15 protein-coding genes are annotated in these 19,006 nt (G+C 45.7%); 7 read left to right on the top strand and 8 right to left on the bottom strand.

Annotation, left to right across the window (positions count from 1 at the left end; genetic code table 11):
• Positions 1 to 159: 159 nt before the first annotated feature.
• Positions 160 to 2,430, bottom strand: coding sequence for a tetratricopeptide repeat protein (locus HMPREF1492_RS00460; protein ID WP_232215569.1), 2,271 nt, complete (start codon positions 2,428 to 2,430; stop codon positions 160 to 162).
• A 171-nt stretch (positions 2,431 to 2,601) separates the two neighbouring features.
• Here HMPREF1492_RS00460 and HMPREF1492_RS00455 point away from each other — a divergent pair, with 171 nt between their 5' ends.
• Positions 2,602 to 3,312, top strand: coding sequence for an HAD family hydrolase (locus HMPREF1492_RS00455; RefSeq protein WP_035434864.1), 711 nt, complete (start codon positions 2,602 to 2,604; stop codon positions 3,310 to 3,312).
• A gap of 72 nt (positions 3,313 to 3,384) precedes the next feature.
• Here the strand turns inward: HMPREF1492_RS00455 and HMPREF1492_RS00450 are convergent, their stop codons facing one another.
• From HMPREF1492_RS00450 to HMPREF1492_RS00430, 5 genes are all read right to left on the bottom strand, one after another.
• Positions 3,385 to 5,301, bottom strand: a complete 1,917-nt coding sequence (locus HMPREF1492_RS00450) for an ABC transporter ATP-binding protein (RefSeq protein WP_035434859.1) — start codon at positions 5,299 to 5,301, stop codon at positions 3,385 to 3,387.
• A complete protein-coding gene (locus HMPREF1492_RS00445; protein ID WP_198014319.1) occupies positions 5,294 to 7,195 on the bottom strand; it encodes an ABC transporter ATP-binding protein in 1,902 nt (633 codons plus the stop codon). The genes HMPREF1492_RS00450 and HMPREF1492_RS00445 overlap by 8 nt, the downstream gene beginning before the upstream one ends.
• Positions 7,180 to 7,644, bottom strand: a complete 465-nt coding sequence (locus tag HMPREF1492_RS00440; RefSeq protein WP_035434857.1) for a MarR family winged helix-turn-helix transcriptional regulator — start codon at positions 7,642 to 7,644, stop codon at positions 7,180 to 7,182. The genes HMPREF1492_RS00445 and HMPREF1492_RS00440 overlap by 16 nt, the downstream gene beginning before the upstream one ends.
• 144 nt (positions 7,645 to 7,788) lie before the next feature.
• A complete protein-coding gene (locus tag HMPREF1492_RS00435; protein ID WP_035434855.1) occupies positions 7,789 to 8,685 on the bottom strand; it encodes an alpha/beta fold hydrolase in 897 nt (298 codons plus the stop codon).
• 21 nt (positions 8,686 to 8,706) lie between these two features.
• On the bottom strand, positions 8,707 to 10,746 hold the full coding sequence (locus HMPREF1492_RS00430) for a class I tRNA ligase family protein (RefSeq protein ID WP_035434853.1): 2,040 nt from the start codon (positions 10,744 to 10,746) through the stop codon (positions 8,707 to 8,709).
• Positions 10,747 to 10,873: 127 nt separating this feature from the next.
• On the opposite strand from HMPREF1492_RS00430, the gene HMPREF1492_RS00425 reads away from it, so the two are divergent.
• From HMPREF1492_RS00425 to queA, 3 genes are read left to right on the top strand one after another with little or no spacing between them, the layout of a single operon-like run.
• Positions 10,874 to 11,740 carry a CPBP family intramembrane glutamic endopeptidase gene (locus HMPREF1492_RS00425; protein WP_035434852.1) on the top strand — a complete coding sequence of 289 codons (867 nt, stop codon included), beginning with the start codon at positions 10,874 to 10,876 and terminating at the stop codon, positions 11,738 to 11,740.
• Positions 11,740 to 12,372 (top strand): epoxyqueuosine reductase QueH, encoded by a 633-nt coding sequence (locus HMPREF1492_RS00420; RefSeq protein ID WP_232215568.1) that lies wholly within the window; start codon positions 11,740 to 11,742, stop codon positions 12,370 to 12,372. The genes HMPREF1492_RS00425 and HMPREF1492_RS00420 overlap by 1 nt, the downstream gene beginning before the upstream one ends.
• Positions 12,362 to 13,525 carry a tRNA preQ1(34) S-adenosylmethionine ribosyltransferase-isomerase QueA gene (queA, locus tag HMPREF1492_RS00415; RefSeq protein ID WP_035434851.1) on the top strand — a complete coding sequence of 388 codons (1,164 nt, stop codon included), beginning with the start codon at positions 12,362 to 12,364 and terminating at the stop codon, positions 13,523 to 13,525. Before HMPREF1492_RS00420 ends, queA begins: the two co-directional genes overlap by 11 nt.
• Positions 13,526 to 13,660: 135 nt before the next feature.
• Here the strand turns inward: queA and HMPREF1492_RS00410 are convergent, their stop codons facing one another.
• Positions 13,661 to 14,971, bottom strand: a complete 1,311-nt coding sequence (locus tag HMPREF1492_RS00410; protein ID WP_035434849.1) for a coiled-coil domain-containing protein — start codon at positions 14,969 to 14,971, stop codon at positions 13,661 to 13,663.
• Between the two features lie 182 nt (positions 14,972 to 15,153).
• Here HMPREF1492_RS00410 and HMPREF1492_RS00405 point away from each other — a divergent pair, with 182 nt between their 5' ends.
• Positions 15,154 to 15,426: an HPr family phosphocarrier protein gene (locus HMPREF1492_RS00405; protein WP_035434847.1), complete on the top strand. Its 273-nt coding sequence runs from the start codon at positions 15,154 to 15,156 to the stop codon at positions 15,424 to 15,426.
• 67 nt (positions 15,427 to 15,493) lie between these two features.
• A complete protein-coding gene (locus HMPREF1492_RS00400; protein ID WP_035434845.1) occupies positions 15,494 to 15,871 on the top strand; it encodes a phage holin family protein in 378 nt (125 codons plus the stop codon).
• Here the strand turns inward: HMPREF1492_RS00400 and HMPREF1492_RS00395 are convergent.
• The gene (locus HMPREF1492_RS00395; RefSeq protein WP_035434843.1) at positions 15,840 to 17,066 is read right to left on the bottom strand and encodes an Mbeg1-like protein; all 1,227 of its coding nucleotides are present in this window, start codon (positions 17,064 to 17,066) and stop codon (positions 15,840 to 15,842) included. The two genes, HMPREF1492_RS00400 and HMPREF1492_RS00395, sit on opposite strands and share 32 nt — an antisense overlap.
• Positions 17,067 to 17,138: 72 nt before the next feature.
• Between HMPREF1492_RS00395 and HMPREF1492_RS00390 the strand changes: the two genes are divergently transcribed.
• A complete protein-coding gene (locus HMPREF1492_RS00390) occupies positions 17,139 to 18,272 on the top strand; it encodes an acyltransferase (RefSeq protein WP_051479309.1) in 1,134 nt (377 codons plus the stop codon).
• The last annotated feature ends 734 nt before the right edge of the window (positions 18,273 to 19,006 follow it).

Below are 19,006 nucleotides of genomic sequence, written 5' to 3'. Positions count from 1 at the left end.
TTGCCATAAAAATACCGACCTCCTAATCGTTAGATTTTGGTCTAACTTTTGGGGGTCGGTACAAAATCGGGGCTCTTTTTTACCGGCAAGTTGGGTAGCTTGTGGTCCGTGCGGTTCGTGCGGTCTTTCGTACCCCTCGTCTTTACCGACCGCGATGCTTTATCTATCAGGCTCTCCTTCAATGGAGTTGAGCATGTCAAAGTAGACGTCATCTTTAGTCATAATTCCAAGGTTCATCATGAAGTTCTTAGCCACACTGAAAAGCTCTGCATCAAGCGAGGCTCGCGTACCATCCAAGAAAATAGTAGAGACTTCATCTGTCGGAGCAACAGGAATTTTATTTTCTATGAGCGTGGTGTAAATCTCATCATCGTTCATATCTTCGCAGCTAAACTCAGGCTCACTTTGCGCGAGAATTGCTGTCTCGGTGCCAATAATAAATGTAGCTCCTGGTAAGAACTTCAGAGAAAACTGATAGCAAGCTTGAGCAGCTTTCAGATGTCTAAGTCTCCATTGGAAGAACGCCATGCGATAGTATCCAAAACCAATGCTCTCGGGGTCGTGTGCAAGTAGCAGGAGCTTCTTGAGTTCTTCTGCAGCAGCAGGAATGTCCAGCGACTCTTCAAGACAGTGGGAGAGGTGTAGCCTGGCGCTCATACTAAGGGGAGCAATCTCAACAGCCCTTCTCGCGTGCTGAAGAGCACTTTGAGTTTGTCCTTGGAGTGTTTGTGCAATAGAAATCAAAAGGTGTGCTTCAAAGTAGGACATAGGCGCCAGACGAGTATTTTTCTCTGGGTTTGACAGAATTCTGTTGTACAGTACGCGATCAACGTAGTTCATAAACACACGCCACTGGGTAGTGTTTGTGTCCGTGTAAGTATTATTCTCGTCAACGGAGTCAAGTGCTTCAAGAAGGAGCAGCTCCGCATCTCGATAGTTTTTCTCGCCAATAAGACGCTGAGCTTTGGTAACTGCTAAGGAAAGAAGGCCGCCATCAACAAACTCTTCGGAAATAGCCTCAAAATCGTCTTCTGCAAGCGTGCCTTTAATAAAGCGAGAAACCACGCGTTCTCCTGCCGCTCGCACCGTAGGGTCGGTGGACTTTGCGGTATACGACAAGATAGTGCGGACGTTTTCTTCTGTCGAAGATGAGAGGTTGCGCAAAATTTTGGTGATAATCTCTTCTCGCGCCTGACCTTCATCAATAGAAAGTCCTGAAACCTCATCGGTGCCTAGTGCGTGAGCTGCAACGCTATCAAGGCGTTTTTGAGAAGACTCAACAAAATCGTATCTACTTGGTGGACAGAAAATCTCATTGTCTAGGGTAAAGAGCGGTTGCACCGTATGAAGAATTCCGTCTACCTCGTCAATTTGTGCATTCCAGAGCTTATAGACAGAAATCGGATTTGTCTCTTCTGTTATGTGCGTATCTTCAAACTGCTTGCGGGTAATGTGGAACGAGTAGTGACATGCGTGCAGTTTGTTTGTATTGCAAATGCCGGACAGCCAGACTTCGCTAATCTTCTGCGAGCTTCTAAAGGCGCTTGCGGAAATGAGCATACCAAGATGCAAGTTGTAAGCGGTTGCAGCACGACAGAGGTCTTCAAAGGTTGCCTCTTTGATACTTCCATCTGCGCTAAGAAAGCTTCTTGGGAATTGCTCAGGAAGGGCCAGATGCACTCTAAAGGCAGCAATGCCCTTGTGCACGTTGGTTCTAAACTCAGTGACAAGACGCTGAGAAAGGCGCAAACTTTCAATGTGTAGGGAAATGGCTTTGCGGACAACCCACTCGCCATCTTCCTGGGTACTTTGAGTTGTAGCGCAGCGGGGTCGCGACTGCTTCATCATAGTTGAAACAATCTTTTGCTCAAAGGCAAGTAAGTCATGCTCAGATGCCATATTTGCATCAAGAAAATATCGCTCTGCAAAGAGGGCTGTGTTTAGAGCACTTTCAATAGTAAGGAGCTGAATCTTCTGCTCATAGGAAAGCGTTTTTTGATTAGCGCGCAGATAAAAGAGGCCATTGGTGCGCAGGCGTACCACACGGCAGGGGATGGCATTATCTTGCACGTCAAGAACGCCGGCATCTTTTAGTCTTTGAGCCAGATGTAGTTCAAAGTCACTAGGCGGGATGGCAACAGAACCACCTTTTCGGTGAGAATCTTTCTCACGCAAAAATGCTGTAGTTACAAAATGTTTAAGCACTTCAAGAGGGGTGGTGGACTCTGTAAGCGTAAGAGAAAGCGCTTCAATATTGAGCTTTGTATGCCAACCAGTCTGATTAATAGAACCAACATGTTGATTATTTTGTGCAGCATCTAGAGACTCATCAGGCAGAACGTCTGTATTGACGAGAGACGGATAGAGTTTTCCAAGCCTGTTTCTTCCAGGTTGCTTAGCTTCTGGATTATTTTCCTGACGAGTCATCATACACCTCCCAAGTTAGGCATAGTGATTCATCTATAGTTAACTATATACCTTAGCTGGTGTGCGACATTTCAGCTGTCAATAGTTAATTCGGCAGGCGAGAAGAAAATGCCATTGACTGGTTAGTTTTGCGTCATGAACGGTATACTCACATACGTAGATGATTGGATTGACATGGCAATAATGCAAAACGTAACTGATACAAATAAGTCACTGATAGCTTCTGATGTAATTTCAGATCTGCAGAATCGCTCGCTTATTATTTTTGATTTTGATGGGACTATGGCAGACACGTTGCCCACCATTGTTTCTACCGCAAAGATGGCAATGACAGACTGCGGCCATACAGACTTTATAGAATCAGACCTTAAAAAGCTTGTAGGACCGCCGTTTCCTTATGCGTTTGAGCTGGTCTTTGGCTTAAGCCATGAGGATGCTGTTACGGTTACTAAACGTTACCGTGAGCTTTATGTAACTACAGGAAAATGGCCACTCTTTGAGGGTATGAGAGACCTCATCGATGACCTTCATGCCGCAGGTAAAAAGGTTGCGGTGGCAAGCTCAAAGAATCAGCCTATGCTTGAAATGGGCCTTAGGGATAACAACCTTATTGGTGTTCTTGATACCTATGCTGGAAGAATAGATGAGGCAGCAACTGATAAAATCACTGCTATCGCTCACGTTATGCTCCAGCTTGGCTTTGATGCTTCTGAAAGCGTTATGATAGGGGACCGCCTTTTTGATATGGAAGCAGCATTCCCAAATCAGATTCCATGTATTGGTGTTTTGTATGGAAAAACCACCAACAAACAGGAACTTATTGATGCAGGTGCAGTTGCAATTGTAGATACCGTAGAAGATTTACACCACGTTCTTCTCGCCTAAGAATCGTTACATACACAAAAAACGCCTTGTCGCTAAGATGACAAGGCGTTTTACATTACATAAGCTCAACCTTTACTCAAGCTCAAAAGCTCCAGTGTAGAGCTGGTAGTACGTTCCTCGCTTGGCGAGAAGTTCATCGTGCGTGCCGCGCTCAATAATGCGACCGTGGTCAAGTACGACAATAACATCTGCGTTTCTAACCGTAGAAAGACGGTGAGCAATAACAAAGGTGGTGCGGTCGTACATCAGAGCGTCCATACCACGCTGGACAATTGCTTCAGTACGTGTGTCAATGCTGGAGGTAGCTTCGTCCAGAATCATGACGGGTGGATCTGCAACCGCAGCGCGAGCAATGGAGATGAGCTGGCGCTGTCCTTGGGAGAGGGCGCTGCCGTTGTCCTTAAGCATAGTGTGGTAACCCTCTGGAAGACGTCTGATAAAGTCATCGGCACCAGCAAGTTTTGCGGCCTTCACGCAGTCCTCATCAGTAGCATCAAGACGGCCGTAGCGGATGTTATCCAAGACGGTACCTGTAAAGAGATTGACGTCTTGCAGAACAATACCGAGAGCACGACGAAGAGCGCTCTTTCTAATCTTGTTAATGTTGATGCCGTCATAGCGAATCTTGCCGTCTTCAATGTCATAGAAGCGGTTGAGCAGGTTAGTAATGGTTGTTTTACCAGCACCTGTTGCGCCAACAAAGGCAACCTTCTGACCAGGTTTTGCATAAAGAGAAATATCATGCAACACGGTGTGGCCAGGCTCGTAGCCAAAGTCAACATCAAAGAGGCGAACGTCTCCCTTAACAGGGGTGTAAGTAACCGTGCCGTCACTGTGTGGATACTTCCAAGCCCAGTAACCGGTGCGGTATTCAGCTTCCTGAACTTTACCGTCAATGGTTTCTGCGTTGACTAACGTAACGTAGCCTTCTTCAGTCTCTGCTGGTTCATCAAGTAGCTCAAAAACTCGATTAGCACCAGCGATACCCATAACAACAGAGTTAATCTGACTAGAAATCTGGTTGATCTGAGCGGAGAACTGACGTGTCATGTTGAGGAAGGGGACAGCTACAGCAATGGTGAAAGGTAGTCCAGACAAAGAAACGTTTTGAATGTTCAGAGTAATAAACACACCAGAAACTACAGCAACTACAACGTACATAATGTTGCCCAGATTGTTGAGGATGGGCATAAGCGTGTTGGCATAAAGGTTTGCATTTCTTGCAACAACCATCAGCTCATCGTTGATTTTGTCAAATGATTCAATAGTTTCTGCCTCATGGCTAAAGACCTTAACGACCTTCTCGCCATTCATCATTTCCTGAATGTGACCCTCAACATCTGCGGTGGTTTTCTGAGTCTTAACAAAGTTCTTTGCGGACTTACCACCAAGGTTTTTAGTAGCAAGGCCCATCAAAGAGAATCCAAACAGAACAACCATGGCCATAAGTGCGCTGTAGTAAAACATGATGAATACTACTGCGATGATAACCACAGAGGTAAAGAGGAGGTTTGGAAGACTGGTACCAATCATCTGGCGCATTGCGTCAATATCATTGGTGTAATAGCTCATGATGTCGCCATTGAGATGCGTATCAAAGTACCTAATAGGCAAGTCCTGCATGTGCGAGAACATCTTTGAACGCCATTTTTGCAGAGCTCCCTGGGTGACAATAGCCATACCCTGGGTAGAGATGATATTTGCAAGAAGTCCAATGACGTAGAAGGTGGCGAGAAGAGCTACGTTTTGGAAGACTAGGCCTTCAGCAGAACTCCAGTCACCACTATCAATAAAGTTAGAGATGATAGAGAGGATTCGCTCCAAGAAGACACTTGGGAGTGACTGCATAATTGCTTGGATAACAGCACCAAGGAGTGCTATAGGGAGAAGGACAGGGTAGAACTCCCAGAGCATTTTAATGGTTCGAGTAAGAATTTTTCCCACGGGAAGCTTTGGTCTTGTGTTGTTTGTTTCTGTTGCCCTACTCATGAGAAGTCACCTCACCTTCCTGAGACTGATTTTCATCAACACTTTGCTTGTTCTGTGAGAAGTACACTTCGCGATAGATTGGGTTATCTTTCAGGAGTTCTTTGTGTGTACCAATTGCGTTTATGCGACCGTTGTCCAGAACAATAATCTTGTCAGATTCTTCGATACTGGAAGTACGCTGAGCAATGATGATCTTGGTGGTATCAGGCAAGAAATCTTTAAGACCAGAGCGAATTAAAGAATCTGTCTTTGTATCAACAGCACTGGTAGAGTCATCAAGAATAAGTACTTTTGGACGCCTAAGCAGTGCGCGCGCGATACAGAGTCGCTGCTTCTGACCACCAGAAACGTTGTTGCCACCCTGCTCGATATGAGTCTCATATTTATCAGGGAAGGTTTGAACAAAGTTATCAGCCTGAGCAAGACGAGCTGCCTCAAGAATCTCTTCATCGGTAGCGTCAGGGTTACCCCATAGGAGATTCTCTTTGATGGTGCCGCTAAAGAGAACGTTTTTCTGAAGAACCATGGCAACAGCACCACGAAGAGTGTCGATGTCATAGTCTTTGACGTTGTGTCCGCCAACAGAAACGCTACCAGCGGTTACATCGTATAGGCGTGGAATAAGCTGCACCAGTGTGGACTTTGCAGAACCGGTACCACCGATGATACCGATGACTTCACCAGAGTTGATGTGAAGATCTACATCAGACAGGGCTTCTCGACCCTCTGGACCGGAATAGGAGAATCCAACGTTCTCAAAATCAATGGATCCGTCTGTAACCTCAGTCAAAGGATTTTCTGGGTTGTTAATAGTGGAAGTTGCAAGGAGTACCTCACAGATGCGGCGAGCACCTTCTTCTGCAATGATGATCATGGCAAAGACAAAGGAAAGCATCATGAGTGCCATAAGCATCATAAAGCCATACGTAATAAGCGAAGAAAGCTGTCCAACGCCAAATGCAGTTCCTTGAGAAGAGACAATCAGGTACGAGCCAAAGTACAGAATGAAGACAAACAACACGTAAATAGTGAAGTTCATAAATGGAGAGTTCAGAGCCATGAGCCTCTCGGCTGCTGTAAAATCTTCGCGCAGCTCTTCTGAAGCCTTATCGAATTTCTGACGCTCAAAGTTTTCATTTACAAACGACTTAACAACACGGATACCAGCCAAGTTTTCTTCAGCGGATTCGTTGAGTGCGTCGTATCTCTTAAATACCTTTTTAAAAATAGGAATGACTCTAGAAATAATGAAGTAGAGACCAATTCCTAGAAGAGGCATGACGGCAACAAAAATAATGGCAAGCCAGCCGCCCATGATAAAGCCAGCAATAAACGCTGCAATAAACATAAATGGAGCACGAACGGCCAGGCGGATGAGCATCATAAATGCCATTTGTACGTTAGAAATATCCGTAGTAAGGCGCGTTACTAACGATGACGAAGAGAACGCATCAATAGTGGTAAACGAGAAGTTTTGGATATTACGGAACATATCACGACGAAGATTGCGTGCAAAGCCCGTGGATGCTTTGGCAACAGAAATACCGGATAGTGTTCCAAACAGCAGCGATAGCATTGCCATAACAGCAAGAACAGCTCCAGACTGAATGACAGCGTTTAGTTCTGCCCCCGTACGAAGCGTATCAACAAGATTGGCTGTTCTAAAAGGAATGAGGATTTCTAAGATGGTCTCAATTAACACAAAGAGAGGAGTGAGGATAGTGTCTCTTTTGAACTCGCCGATACTCTTTGAAAGCACTAAAGCAATCTCTTTAATGGAAAGATTACTGACATCTACAATACCTGTCAGGGTAGAGGGAGCCAAGGTAGTATCTGCTTCAGATGTTTCAACCATGCTTTCAAGTTCTTCAGTTGAAGTTACTTCTTCTGACATGACGTTTCTCCTTTCTCATCTCTGTTAATTGTGTCCCAATGTTCAACTAAACGATCTAGATATGCGCAGAATGTAACTTTTTCTTCATCTGAAAGAACCGACAAAGCCTGCGCTTCAAATGACTCGATGGCCTCTTGAGCTTCTTTTGCTTGTTTTCGACCTTCTTTTGTCAAAGAAAGAAGTGTTTGTCTGCGATCTTTGTCTACGCGCGTACGTTCAACAAGACCTTTTGCTTCAAGTTTGCTCACCATTTCTGAAAGAGATGCAGATGTATTCTTTGTCTTGGCGAGAAGATCTTTTTGGGTCATATCTCCATCACGATAGAGCGCAGTCAAAATAAATTGTTGACCGCCACGACATCCGCGCGTGATGTAAAGATAATGACCTAGATGGCCAAGATTGCGAATAATACGCATTTCTTGAGTAGGTGAGGTTGATGCTTGATGCATGAGCACCTCCCGTAACAGAAATAATTCTTGCTAGGTATTTTACTCAAAAATCCTGAGATAGCAAGGTACTTAACAATTAAGTACCTAAGTTTTATTTTCTTGAAACAAAAGCAGGTAAATCAGGTTAGAGTTCCAGCTCTGTTTTTAAAGGTAGGCAAAATTTGCAAATAACCTACGAATTACCGCACCAGGAGACACCTTAGGAACGTTGTGAGGGCATCCTGGAATGAAGAGAAGTCGAGCGGTAGGAATTGCCTCAGCAATACGGCGAGTTTCCTCTGGATAAATCTCATCGTATTCACCTGCCATGACAACAACAGGAACGGCGATGTGTTCAAGGGACGCGGGGTCAATATGAGGGTTATCTACCATGAGCTCCAGATGCTCTGCAATACGAGCCGCCTCAGCAGGCGAGGGAACGGGATAGCCATCTTCTAGAACAGCGCCTTCCCAACCTTGAGCTGCCCAACATTTATTGCCCTCGATACTTTCATAGAGCCAGGTCATATCACCTAACGTGTCAGGCTCAAGATTTGCTCCGATAGATACGAGAGAGACAACTACGTCTGGATAGTCACGTGCCAGAAGAAGACCAAGAATAGCTCCGTCAGAAAAGCCCACAATATGAGCAGATGAAACACCAAGCTGCCTCAGGACAGCATACGCATCTTCTGCCATCTGCTCGTAGGTAAAGGCGGCAGTTCCTCGGGTGCTTAAACCCTGATCTCTTGAATCAATACCAATTGCGATGTAGCCGCGGCTGCATACTTCATCAATGATGGTGCCAAAAATTCCGTGTTCTTCACCGTTTCCGTGGAGAAACACAATGGGCGCAGCATTGGTACCGTTAGCAACAGACGCCAAATAAGCCGCAGTTGAAGCGAGGTCTTCACAGGGTTTCTCGCCAGATGAAGTGCCAGGAGCGTAGACAAACGTTGCAATTTCTGCGCCGTCATCAAGCAACACCTGAAGATGGCTCTTCAGGTGTGCTGTTGGCTTGTTATAGGGTTTTGGGCGGTAGACGGGTGGAAACTCGACCACATATGCTCCTAGCTGCGTGTTTTAATTCTTCTGGCTTGGATGTGCTTTGAAAAAGTCAAAGCGAGGAGGGAGCTCTTCAAGCTGGTGTTCCTCTGGGCTCTGGCCAAGCTTTGCCGCAAGCTCTTTTGGACCCATAAAGGCGTTCTCCCAAGAGAAGAACTCCTCATGTGGGAAGTTAAGAGCAGCTGCAATGCGCTCGCAGCCTTCTGGAACAGCTGGATGCATAAGCAGTGTGATGGCTTTGAGCGCATAGAATGCATCAGCAAGTGCCTGGTCGTAGGCCTCGTCATTGCCCTGAGCGGCCTTGGAAGCCTCGCCCCAACGCTTGTTTTCTGCGCGAGCGTACTCATCAACAGCGGCAAGCGCGGAATGTGCGTCAAAGCCGTATGCAAGTTGCTCGTACTTAAGCAGTACCTCTTGAGCGGCATCAATGACTTCCTGGTGAGGTTCGCTGACAGGCAGGTGACCACCACACGCATTGGCTGCACCATACAGGCAGCTACGAGCCATGCGGTTAAAGATGTTAGTGAGGAATGCGGACTCCTTGAGCGCTGGATCAACAACGCGAGGGTCATCCTTTACCAGAAGGTCTGGCTGGCCATCTTTACCCTTCCTAGATACGGAAGTATCAAAAGCTTTTGGCGAGAAGGACACGGCGCGCTGATCAAGGCCAAGCGAGAGCCAGTGAGCACGGAGCTGCTCTGGAGTGTAGAACTCAAGAAGCTCTTCAGCCATTGGAGGCTTGATAGCACCAGAGCTGGAAGCCTTCTTGTTCATAAAGAGAATGTGGTAGTTAGCAACTGGAGTATCGGTGATAAGACCCCAATCAAGTGCATCCCACAGCGGGTTCTGGACAATGCAGTAGAAGAAGATGTTGTCCTGACCAATGAACTGGTAGACAGCAGCATCGTCACAGCACCACCAATCGCGCCACTCGTCAGAAGAGTAGCGAGAACCACCGTTGCTAGCGTCTTCAGAAAGAGCAGCACGTGTGAAGGTGATAGGAGCCCAGAGGGACTCAGTCCAGACCCAGATGGTAAGGTCTTTGAGATCTTCAATGTCTGGAGACTTAAGACCCCAAGAAATATTGCCCGTCATGCGGTAAGGCAAGAGAGTCTTGCTTGTTCTAAAACGAATTCCAGCCTCTTTGAGTTTCTCGCGAGCTTCATCTCTATCTTGCCAATTTTCAAAAACAACAGAGAAGGAAGAAGCGTTACCTTCTGGCTCAATGACACTATGAGCTGGGAGGGAAGAGGCAACGCCGTCAAAGTCTTGGCGGAAGGAATTTTGAATGTAGATAATAGGCTCGGTTAGAGTCTCTTGAACGGTAGAGGTTACAACTGAGCGAATCTGTGGGTTGTTCTTCCACTTTTCTACCAGGTTATTTAGAAACTCTTTGTATTGTGGCAGGTCAAAGTACCAGCTTGGTGCAGGACGAAGCTCTGGCGTGGTGCCAGTGAGCTGCGAAACAGGGGCAATGAGTTCATCTGGATTGAACTGATGACCTAGATCGCACTCTTCTGCGTAGGCTTTCTCTGACTTGCATCCCTTAATGGGGCAACGTCCATTGACCTGGCGACCATTAAGGAATGTCTGAGCCTCGGTATCGTAAAACTGTTTAGTTGAGAGCTTGGAGAGTTTACCGCGCTCGTAGAGGCGGTGCATGATGCTATCAGCCATCTCTTCGTGGATCTTTGCAGCGGGTTCTAGCGCGGAACCGCCGTAGAAATCAAGCGAGATATTGTAGGCGTTAAGAGCGCTTTTCTGCAGGTTGTGATTATGATTAACGTAATCAAGGATGGTGCCCTCGTAGCCCTCTTCTTCAACCTTTTTGCGATAGCCTTCTGCAATAGGAGAGCCATAGCAATCAGTTCCCGAGATAAACAGTACGTTTTTCTGGCCAATACGATCTCTTAAGAAACGAGCAAAGAAATCTGCTGGGACAAAGACGCCCGCAATATGTCCAAAGTGGAGATTCTTATTACCGTAGGGCATACCACCGGTAATGACAGCGCGCTTAGGAAAATGAGGGCGGTTGTTCATGTCGTAGCTTTCGGCCATGGATACCTCGCAGTTGGAATTAGTAGATTACGCAAATTATCTTCTTATTCTAATCTTTTTTGATTCACTACACGAATAGATTCAGAAGTCGATACTATAGTGAGTAGAAATTATGTAAGGAGAGTTTGTGGGAAGAAAAAAGCCAAAGACAAGCCTTGAGTTTGTTCTAAAGGATCCACCAAAGTCCGTGGTGACGCCCTTCCTTGTGGCTGATCTTGCACTTTTACTTATGTTTGTGTGTCATATTCCGTTGATGGTTATGGGAGAGCTCCCACCCAATGACATCCTTCCAGCCGTGTTGGGTCTTCTAGGAAGCATGTTGGCAGGTGGCTTGATCCTTGTGTGGATTATCCGCGTCAATAAGCGAGATTTTAGGTCTTTGGGTCTTCGAGTAAACTCCTGGCCAGGATTTATGCGCGGAGTTACCTTTGGCTTTTTGATGGTGCTGTTTACCTTTGGCTCTATCATGCTCATTGAAGGCTTTGATTTTAACTTCAACGCTTCCTATAACATTTTTGCTGCTCTCTTCTTACTTGTGGCAACACTTATTGAGTCCGCAGCAGAAGAAATCTTGTTTAGAGGCTACCTACAAACTGGCGTTGCAGCTAAGAGTTCTTTTCCTGTAGCCCTGGTACTTCAAGCAGTGCTCTTTACCGCAACGTATGGACTAACGCCTAATATCTCTGTTGCCGCAGCAGTCTCAGTCTTTTTGATGGGCATCCTGTATGGCCTGGTTTTTTGGCTTACCGATAACCTGCTTATGACCATTGCTATGCACTTTATCTGGAACTTTGTGACTGGCCCTATTCTGGGCATCTCGGTTACTACCACGCTTCTTCCCACCACACTTTTAACGGCGTATCCTGCAGCATCTGAGTTTATCTCGGGTGGCGCCTACGGTATTGAAGCAAGCGTTGTTACCATTTTTGTATGCCTTGCTGCCTGCGCTATAGTAGGTTGGAAATGTTATAAGGCACAAGGCGAGAAGAACTAATGGCTTCAAACATGCTTCAGTCAATTGAGACTCTTTCAGTAGAGCCGGGAACACCGCTGCTGCTCCATGCATGCTGTGGTCCATGCTCACTTGAACCTTTAAAACATCTGAGGGAAGAGGGCTTTGAGCCAACCATTTGCTGGACTAATCCTAATATTCAGCCAGTTGAAGAGCACGATAGGCGTCTGCAGACATTACTTACGTGGGCTCAAGAAGAGGCTCATGTTGAGGTGATTGTGGCAGGAGATCCGCGAGAGCAGTGGGAGCGAGCTGTGGCCCCTCAGGGATTTGAGCGAGATCGTCGCTGTCGTGCTTGTTACGCAATCCGCTTGGCAGAGAGTTGTCGTGTGGCGGCCGAGCGTGGGTTTGAATACGTTTCTACAACACTGGCTGTCTCGCCCTATCAGCTCTTTGATGCGTGCGAGGATGAGCTGGTGTCCATTGCGCATGCTCATGGACTGACGCCTGTATGGAGAGATTTCCGTCCGTATTACCCAGAGGCTACAAAAGAGTCTCGTGAGCTTGGTATGTATCGACAAAATTATTGCGGTTGCAGATATTCTGCAGCCGAGGCTCAGATAGAGCGTCATGAAGCTCGTGACGCAAGAAAGGCAGCACGTCATGCGAACTGACGATTTTGATTACAACCTTCCAGAAGAGCGTATTGCACAAGCTCCTGCTGAGCCAAGAGACTCTTGTAGGCTTTTGGTGCTGCATAGAGAAGATGGGCGCATAGAGCACAAGCACTTCACTGATATTGTGGAGTATCTTGAGCCGGGCGATTTGGTTGTAGTTAATCAGACGCGCGTTATGCCAGCTCGCCTTGTAGGTAAAAAGCAAAATACGGGCGGCGTCTCAGAAACGCTGCTTTTAAAACGTCGAGAAGACATTGATGCTTTGGGTAGTGTATGGGAGTGTCTGGTAAACCCTGGTAAGCGCCTTAAGCCTGGTGCAGTAATTGAATACCGTGCAGGTGGCTTGCATGCTCCTGACTCAGCTCCTGTTGTGTTGACGGGCACCATTGTGGATTTTGTTGACGACAACAGGGGAGGTCGTCTGGTGCGTTTTGAAGCACAGGGAGACCGTACTCTTGACGAGGCTATTCATGAGGCGGGCCACGTTCCACTGCCTCCGTATATTACACAGTACGAGGGAGACCCAGAGAAGTACCAGACGGTCTACGCTATGCAGGATGAGCATTCTGCTGCAGCTCCTACCGCGGGTCTTCACTTTACTCCTGAGCTCATTGAAACTATCAAAGCAAAGGGTGTCCAGTGGGCATCTGTTGAGCTAGAGGTGGGTATTGATACCTTCAGGTTGGTAACAGAGGACGATCCTACTAAGCACGTCATTCATACCGAGCGCTACCACGTAGCTCCAGAAGTTGTAGAAGCAGTAAAGGCTACCAAAGCCGCTGGTCATAAGGTTATTGCCATTGGTACTACCAGTGTTCGCTCGCTTGAAAGCGCCTGGGATAGTCAGATTCCTGCAGCTGAGCCTCCTGTTGTTGCCCGTCGTTTTGAGGAGGCAGAAGACTCTGCTGCGCTGACTCACAAAGGCGATATGGTTGCCCGAGAAAACGCAACTACCAACCTCTATTTGATGCCAGGCTCTACGTTCCACGTGGTAGACACCATGGTGACCAACTTCCACGTTCCTCGTTCAACTTTGATGATGCTGGTTTCTGCGTTTGCAACGCGCGAGCAGATTATGGACGCCTATCAAAGTGCCATTGACGAGAAGTACCGCTTCTTGTCATTTGGTGATGCCATGATCATCATTTAGCGAGTTTGGTTACGTGAAGACGATTTAGTGAAGATGACCCTTATGCTTAGCTTGAGGGTTTAGACCTAGAGAAAAAGTGCTCACAGTATTGTGAGCACTTTTTTCATACGGTACTTTATCTGGGCAAAGACTAAATTACCAGTTAAAAATCAGCCATACAAAAGAAGCAAGAATCGCTATCATGCCAAGAACAACAATGATGAAGCCAATGCGCTGACCACGAGTTGTCTCTCGAAGGATTTTCTCGCCAGTAATAAGCTCTTTAAGGGTGAGCTGCTTGGTATTGATGTTAATTACTTGCTCGTCAACAGACTTTCTGAGCTGCTCAGTAATTTCTGGTGTTGCATGAATTTCTTTAGCATCATCAATGACTGACTGTGCTTCATCATGTTTATCTGCTGCCTCGTTAAAGAGCTCCTTGGCTGTCTTAATTTTTTCTTCAAGACCCTCTATATCTTTGCTTAGAATCCTCTGACGAGCATTAGCCTCAGCTACCACAGCGTCATATTCTTGCTGTTTCTGCTCATAATCTTTGCGAGCCGCATCAATAGAAGACTCTGAGGACTCCAACGATTTGCCCTGGGTCCAGTAATGCGTTTGTGCCATCTCAAGTGAAGACTGGAAAGAGTTCTGTAGTTCCTCAACTTGCTTTTGGGCCTGCTCTGCACGAGCAAGCTCTGACTTAAGGTCTTCCTCAATACGAACAATTGCATCGTGGTTAGCAGCAGGGTCTGTCTTAAGACCAGCAAGCTCTTCTCTCAGAGAAAGCTGTCTTGCCTGGGAGTTTTCCAGTGCTTTATTTGCAGACGCTACAGCAGCATCGCGTTTCTCGGTAACTTCTTTAAGCTGAGCCTCAGCGTTTTTGACACCACGCTGCGCCTCGGAGATTGTTTTTGAAATATCGTCTAGCCTGCCTTTTGCTGTGGCAGCAACTTCTTTGTAAGGCTTAATCTTTGCTTCGTCGTCAACTTTTTGCTGTTCAAGCTTTTGAATAAGCTGGTTTTTCTTAACCGTGAGAAGATCCACTTGCGTAGACTGATCGCTCATGACCTGAGCGGTTTCTGCAAAAATTTTCTCTTGCTCAGCAATTATTTGATCAAACGAGCTCTGTACGTAGTCTCTGTGCTCTAAGTCTTGCTTGTCTTGAGCAAGGTGTTCTTGCATCTGCTTAAGCTCTTGCTTTGCAGAGTTTGTCTCTTTGGCAGCGTTGTGGACTTCTTTGGTAGCCTGGAAACCTTCTGCAACGGCGGTTGTGGCGCTCTCAAACGCACTGCTTACTCCCTTTGCTACAACCTGAGTAGTGTCTTTGGCAATCTTTTGAATGTCCTGGGATTTGCTGGGTTCAGGTGTGTCTGCAGACTCATTCTGCTCATTAGAAGTGGTTACTTGAGTATCTATCGTGTCCAAATCCTCGGTTTTAGAGTTTTGGATATCGTTTTCAGCCATGGTGAACCTCCTACAAGAGTTCCGACTTTTTATTTTTACCCTGTTTTTGAGCAAATCATAGTCTAATTTGGTTCTTTCTGGAAATAAGATTGGATATAATACGTTATGTTTTGTTACGATAGTAACGATTAATCGAGAATAACTCTCGAGTAGATTTGGTTATCCGGAAAGGGAGTCCACTTATGGTTTCAAAGCAGACTACTATCATCAATGCAACTGGTCTTCACGCTCGTCCAGCATCCGTCTTTGTTTCTGAGGCAAAGAAGTTTGAGAGCAACGTCACCATCAAGAATGTTGACAAGGACTCCGCACCAGTTAACGCTAAGTCCATCATGATGATTCTTGCTGCTGGCCTTGGTACTGGCACCAAGATTGAGATTGCATGCGACGGCGCTGACGAGCAGGCAGCTCTTGACGCTCTCGTTGCTCTTGTTGAGAGCGGTTTTGGCGAGTAAGTTAACAGCTTACATACTGTGCACGTCAAGCCCGGCTTTGCCGGGCTTTTTTCAAAGAGAGGTTAGTATGACATTTGTTGCAACATGGCTTGTAACTACTGTTGCTACGTTGGTGGCCTGCACCTTAATTCCAGGTCTAACTATTGTGGGAGGCTCGTGGGCAGGTCCTATTCTGTTCTCGTTAGTACTCGCAGCAGTCAATACGGGCATTAAGCCTGTTGTTAAGCTACTCTCATTGCCTATTAACGTGCTGACCCTAGGTATTTTCTCGCTCTTTATTAATGCTTTTATGCTTGAGCTTTCAAGTTTTATTTCTAGGAATTTGCTGCATGCGGGCGTTGCTATTGATTCTTTAGGCACCGCTATCCTGGGATCAATAGTTATCTCAATTGTCTCTTCAATTGTGATTAACCTTACTGGTCTGAAGAAGGAGAACCTTTCCTAAGTTCCTTCTGGGCTTTATCAAGCTTGGCAAAACTTTCCGAGATAGCAGAGGTAATCTGAGAGATCTGCGATGACTCGGTAATGTTTTCAATCAACGATGTTGCGGATACATTGACAAGCGAACTAAGGAGGTCAAAGAAGACCTCTTTGGTTTGCTTTTCTGTTTTAGTGAGTGCCGCAACAACAGGCTGTAAGTTTGCGGGCGAGCTAATAATGTCGCTGAAATAGACTGCTCCGCCTGCCGAGAGGGCGTCAAAGAGCTCGTTAGTAAAGTGCTCACGATCAGAGAGCGGGAGTTCTTTATACCAGTTGCTGAATGCCTCGTTAATCTTTTTACATTCCGGCTGGAAATCATCAGCAAATTCAAAGGTATTGCGAGAGACTTGCCATGAAACGCCGTCGTGAGCCATCATACCTGTCTCGGAGCTTTTTACGATGAGCTTTGGAACAGCAGGATCATCAAAAATCATGCCCACTACACTAAACTCAGGCAAAATTCTGATGTATTTATCTCCAAGCGCCTTATGAGCTGTGGTGGGAATAATTTCTGGACACATGTTAGGACCGTCGTTACTCCAGACGCGATCAATTGTGCCAAGCAGCTCGTCAGGGCAGACTGTTGCTGCGTATGCCGCAAGATTGCCACCCTTAGAGTGACCGCCAACCATAACTTTTGCGCAGGTAGTGCTATTGCCTGCTGCAAGGTGTTCGCGAATACGTTTCTCAAGGTATAGTGCTGCTGATTTATCAGCGGATGTAACCTGGAAGCTGAGGTTGAGGTTTTCTCGCCAGCCAACGAGCGTGCCGTCAGTTCCTCTAAAAGAAACAAACATCTGTCCTGTAGGAAGATAGGCGGTAAATGCTGCAAACTGCAGGTTTTTCTCGACATTAATGCGGTCTACATAGCGGCCAAGCTCAATGTTGGCAAAGCGGGGAGCGTTAACCAGTGCTTCAAGAAAAGTTCCATCAACGCGAGAAAATCCCGTGATAAGAGACGGATCGTCATCGAGTTTCTTCAGCATTTTGGCGCAAGCGCTGCCAAGTAGAACGCGTTTCTCGCTACGCTCAGAAGGCACGACGCCGCCAAATCCCAGATAGGAAAGGATTGAGAGAATCAGGTTATCAACGTTGTTAAAGGGATTCTTTTCAAACGTCAGATCGCCGCGCCAGTGTAGATAGTCAACGACATTTGCCATGATGCCTCTTTCCTGCTGGTACTTTTCGTATACTAAGCATAGATGAAGTTTGATTGATTTGGGGAGAAGCCCGTGGAAAAAGCTACAGTTTCTTCAAAAGCAATTGCTACCAAAAAGCGCTTTGTTTTTGCAGATGTTCTTACCATTCTGGCAGGTATTGCTGTTGTTATGCTGCATACCTCTCTTAATGTTTTTTCTCTTGCCCACACAAAAACTTGGGCCTTCTCTTTAGCTCTGCAAGCTGCGTTTATTTATGCGGTACCCATCTTTTTTATGTTGAGTGGTATGAATTTGCTTGGGTATAGAAGTAAATACTCTACAAAGACATTCTTTATGAAGCGTGCAAGAAAGACGCTGATGGCGCTCATTTTTGGCAGCGCAGTGGTGTATCTGATGTACGTACTTTTTCCTACAAAGTTTTGGGGCGCCGAAGAGGTTGCGGCAAGCGCTGGTGCTGCTGATTTTATTAAGCGTTTTATGACTAACAATATCAATAGCACGCTTTGGTTCATCTATACCATTTTGTATCTGTATCTTTTGACACCTGTTCTTTCTCTGGTAGTTCAAAAGAAAGAAACCCTGCTCTATGTTATGTCGCTCACGCTCTTTGTGAGCTTTGGTCTGCCTCTTCTTGAGTTTCTTGGTGTTCGTGGTGTTTACTTTGATCAGCTGTTTAGATGGGCTGCGTTTAACAGCGATGGCCTTTTCTACTATCTGCTGGGATATTACGTTAAGACGTATTACGACGAGCTTCCAAAATTTACTAAAAACAATTTAGTACTTGCTGTAATTTTCTTGCTTTCGTCTGCGGCTATGTTTGGCTGGGGACTTATTGCTAACAACTTTGGAACCCCACTGACGCCAGAAATGACGTATCAGAGTTATCCAGTTGCTATTAAAAACTTCCTCTGCTTAGCACAGGCCGCATCTTTGTTCCTGTTTGTGCTGAACCTTGAGCCAAAGCTGCAGGAGTTCTCTGATGCTACTAAGAAGCACATCAGCACCGTATCTGCTGGTGTTTTAGGAGTCTATCTGTTCCAGATTCCTGTTATTAATTTCTTAGGACTAAGACTTAGTCGATTCCCATACAGCTTGCTTGGAAATGCTTTTGTACGAGGCATCTTTGTCTTTGCAGTCACAATTGTTGTAGTTATAGCGTTCCAGTGGCTGATGAGACAGATCAAGCTGAAATTATCTGCTAAATAACTTTTGCTATGTCATCTGAGAAATTGAGTTGATATTAGAAACAATTTTAGTATCAGATAAAATATGGTTTATATAAACTGAAGGAGTACAGAGATGAGCTCTTTTACGTTTTTTAAACATAAAGATTTTTCTAATAACGCGTCCGAGAATGTAATAAAAACGTCACATCTTCGCACGTTCAATCCCACTAGAATACTGGGTTTTTGTTTGCTTAGTTTAATCTTTGGATTTCCTTTTCCTGTGATTTTAATTTCTAGTGATGATGTTTATTGCAATGTGCCATTGGTGTCTTTTGTGATGTGCATTTTTGTTGCTTGTGTCTTTGATAAGGCATATCGCATTCTTAATGACGGAACAGTTCAAAAGACGATCAAAAGTCTATGTTTGTGTCTAGTTATTTGGTTGATCTCAGCTCTATTTATTTACTGTTTAGCGTACATAGATTTGGGTTTTGGTGGAAAAATTGTCAATACAGGTATAGGTCTTTTTGTATTTATCTGTCTTAGTCGGATTGTGATTCGTTAATACATAGACCTGCATAAAAATTTGAACTACCTCCCATTTCTTGGACATAAGAAATGGGAGGCAGTTCGTTGTGCGGATGATTATGATTCTGCAGCGTGTTAGCGTCGGCTTTTGCGTTTGGCGCGCAAAATAGTGCAGCTTTGGTAGGTTCTGCTGAAGAATCGACATGTTCCTAATCAAGATAGCTAGGCAGCTAGGCGGTCGCACTA

It is taken from the genome of Atopobium sp. BS2, from assembly GCF_000565075.1.
GTDB lineage: Bacteria > Actinomycetota > Coriobacteriia > Coriobacteriales > Atopobiaceae > Lancefieldella.
This window is presented reverse-complemented; position numbering and strand designations above follow the sequence as displayed.